General features: G+C 73.9%; 3 protein-coding genes. 1 reads left to right on the top strand and 2 read right to left on the bottom strand.

The window, feature by feature from the left end:
• Both H5J33_RS28750 and H5J33_RS28745 read right to left on the bottom strand, forming a co-directional pair.
• On the bottom strand, window positions 1-628 hold a 628-nt coding region (locus H5J33_RS28750), incomplete at its 3' end, for a hypothetical protein (protein ID WP_181797745.1).
• 201 nt (window positions 629-829) lie between these two features.
• The gene (locus tag H5J33_RS28745) at window positions 830-1,894 is read right to left on the bottom strand and encodes a biotin/lipoate A/B protein ligase family protein (RefSeq protein ID WP_181797746.1); all 1,065 of its coding nucleotides are present in this window, start codon (window positions 1,892-1,894) and stop codon (window positions 830-832) included.
• Window positions 1,895-2,145: 251 nt separating this feature from the next.
• Here H5J33_RS28745 and H5J33_RS28740 point away from each other — a divergent pair.
• Window positions 2,146-3,186, top strand: a 1,041-nt coding sequence (locus tag H5J33_RS28740) for a gamma-glutamyltransferase (protein ID WP_181797744.1), incomplete at its 3' end; no start/stop codon positions are given.

Below are 3,186 nucleotides of genomic sequence, written 5' to 3'. Positions count from 1 at the left end.
ACTTCGCCGCCTTGATGGCGCCCTTGTTGATCTCGTCCGCCGTCGGCGCCTTGCCGGTCTCGAAGTCGCTGCCGCTGTAGGTGACGACGACGAGGGCGTTGGCGACGCGGACCAGCACCACGCCCTCGCGGGTCTGCTGCTTGTCCTCCGTGGTGAGGCCGACGACGGAGTACGCGGCGGAGCCGAGCCCGGGCACGGCCCCGCCGCCGCTCTTCTCCGCCAGCCGCTGCCCGTACTCCTTCTCCGCCTCCTGGTCCGACTCGCCGATCTCGAAGGACACGTCCAGCCAGCGGTAGTCGTAGCCGTGCAGCGCGTTCCAGGAACAGGTGCGGCGCCGCCCGGTGTCCGTGGAGGGTATCTCCTTGCCGGCCGGCGCGGCGCCCGGCACCAGGGACTTCAGGGTGGCGGCGGGGACGGCGGAGCAGGGGGCGGGCGCGGTGGTGTACGTGGGGGCCGCCGCGGTGGCGGACGGGGCGGCGGAGGTTCCGGCGGGCGGGATCCGGGCCGTCTGCTGCCCGGCGGCGGGCGGGGCGGCGGGGCCGGAGGACAGCAGCCAGCCGGCGCAGGCGAGCACCGCGACCGGCGACAGACGCGCGGTGAGGGCGAGCGGAAGGGGGAGGGAACGCACGGGCACACTTCTGGTGGGGGAGAAGGGGTGGAGGGGTCCGCGAGGGCGGACGGGGTACGACAGTGTCACATGACTGTCCGTGGGGCGGAAGTGCCAACGCGGCGCGTACCCACCCGGTCACGGGCCACGATCACGACGTACCGATCCGCCCGTAATGTGCCCTGGTTGCCGCCCCTTTCCCGACTCGCGGACCGCCGCCGGCTACGGCACGCGCGCCGTCCACTCCGGTGAGCCGAACTTCGTGCGGGCCAGTTCCTCCGCCCGCGCCATCTCCTCGTCGGTGACCTTGCCCTCGGACAGGCCGTAGCGCGCGCGGAAGGACTCGATCATCCGCTCGATGACGGCCTCTCGCGGCAGCCCGGTCTGCCGGCGCAGCGGATCGACCCGCTTCTTCGCGCTCTTCGTCCCCTTGTCGGACAGCTTCTCCCGCCCGATCCGCAGCACTTCGACCATCTTGTCGGCATCGATGTCGTACGACATCGTCACGTGGTGCAGCACGGCACCCGGACCCCCGCCGGGCCCGACCATCCGCTTCTGCGCCGCTCCCGCGATCTTGCCCTGGTCGGTGGCGATGTCGTTCAGCGGCTGGTACCAGGCCCGGATGCCGAGGTCGCCGAGGGCGCCCAGCACCCAGTCGTCCAGATAGGCGTAGCTGTCCTGGAAGGACAGGCCCTGCACCAGGGACTCGGGCACCGACAGCGAGTAGGTGATCGTGTTGCCGGGCTCGACGAACATCGCGCCGCCGCCGGAGATGCGCCGCACCACCTCGACGCCGTGCCGGGCGGCGCCGTCCGGGTCGACCTCGTTGCGCAGCGACTGGAAGCTGCCGATGATCACCGCCGGGGAGCCCCACTCCCACACCCGCAGCGTCGGCGGCCGCCGGCCCGCGACCACCTCGGCGGTCAGCACCTCGTCCAGCGCCATGTGCAGGGCCGGCGGCTGCGGGGCCTCGTGGATCAGCTGCCAGTCGTAGTCGGTCCAGTCCGTGGCCCGGGCGAGCGCCCGGCGCACCGCGATGCCCACGCCCTCCGAGGTCAGGCCGTACATCACCGTCCCCGCGGGCAGCGCCGCCTCGACGCGCGCGGCCAGCCCCGCCGCGTCGGTGTCCGCGGGAGCGCCCTCCAGGGCGCCGTTCACCGCGTCCAGCGCCTCGTCCGGTTCCAGGAAGAAGTCGCCCGCCACGCGCACGTGCCGCAGCACGCCCTCCTCGACGTCCACATCCACGACGACGAGCTTGCCGCCGGGCACCTTGTACTCACCGTGCACTGCCTTGGCCTTTCGTTGCTGCCGCACGGGATCAACGTCCGGCCCGTCCGGGGTGTTCCCGGGGCGTCACCTCAGGCAGCGCCGTCACCCCCCGATCCTGCCGGGCGCGTCCGGCACGTACACCCGGGGTCCGCCTTGCCCATCCGGCAGAGACCGCGCCCGGGCCGCGTAGCCGGCCGCACGGCGGGGCAGCTTCGGTCACGACAGCTGTTCCCGGGCAGCCGGCCGGCGCGCGCACACCGAGGTGAGAGATGCGGTTCACGACCCGACCCACCCTTCAAGGCACCTTCGGCATGGTCTCCTCCACGCACTGGCTGGCCTCCCAGTCGGCGATGGCGGTCCTGGAGGACGGCGGCAACGCCTTCGACGCGGCCGTGGCCGGCGCGTTCGTGCTGCACGTCGTGGAACCCCACCTGAACGGGCCGGCCGGCGAGGTCCCGGTCCTGCTCGCCCCGGCGGGCGGCGCCGTCCGCGTGCTGTGCGGACAGGGCGTGGCCCCGGCCGGCGCCACCCCGGCCCACTACCGGGACCTCGGACTGGACCTCGTACCGGGCACCGGACCGCTCGCCGCCGCCGTGCCCGGTGCCTTCGACGCCTGGCTGCTCCTGCTGCGCGACCACGGCACCAAGCCCCTGGACGACGTCCTGAAGTACGCCATCGGCTACGCCGAGCACGGGCACGCGCCCGTGGAGAACGTCGGCGCGACCGTGGCGAGCGTACGGCGGCTGTTCGAGACCGAGTGGACGTCGTCGGCCGAGGTGTACCTGCCCGGCGGCCGGCCGCCCCGGACCGGGACGCTGCTGCGCAACCCCGCGCTCGCCGCCACCTGGAAGCGGCTGCTGGCCGAGACCGCGCACGCGGGCGACCGGGAGGCGCGGATCGACGCCGCGCGCGAGGTGTGGCGCTCCGGCTTCATCGCCGAGGCCCTGGTACGGCAGTCCCGCCGGCCCACCATGGACACCAGCGGCGAACGGCACACCGGCACCCTCACCGAGGCCGACCTGGCCGGCTGGTCCGCCCACTACGAGACACCGGTGACGTACGACTGGAACGGCTGGACCGTGTGCAAGGCCGGCCCCTGGAGCCAGGGCCCGGTGCTGCTCCAGCAGCTCGCCCTGCTCCCGCCCGAGCTGCCCGCCCCGGGCTCCGCCGACTACGTCCACCTGCTGATCGAGGGCTGCAAGCTCGCCATGGCCGACCGCGAGGCCTGGTACGGCGACGCCGCCGAGGTGCCGCTCGCCGACCTGCTCTCGGACGCCTACAACGCCGGGCGGCGGGCCCTGATCGGCGCG

The sequence above is a fragment of the Streptomyces sp. WELS2 genome, assembly GCF_013870595.1.
Lineage (GTDB): Bacteria > Actinomycetota > Actinomycetes > Streptomycetales > Streptomycetaceae > Streptomyces.
Note: the sequence above shows the minus strand (reverse complement) of the source record. Positions and strands in the feature narration are given on the sequence as shown.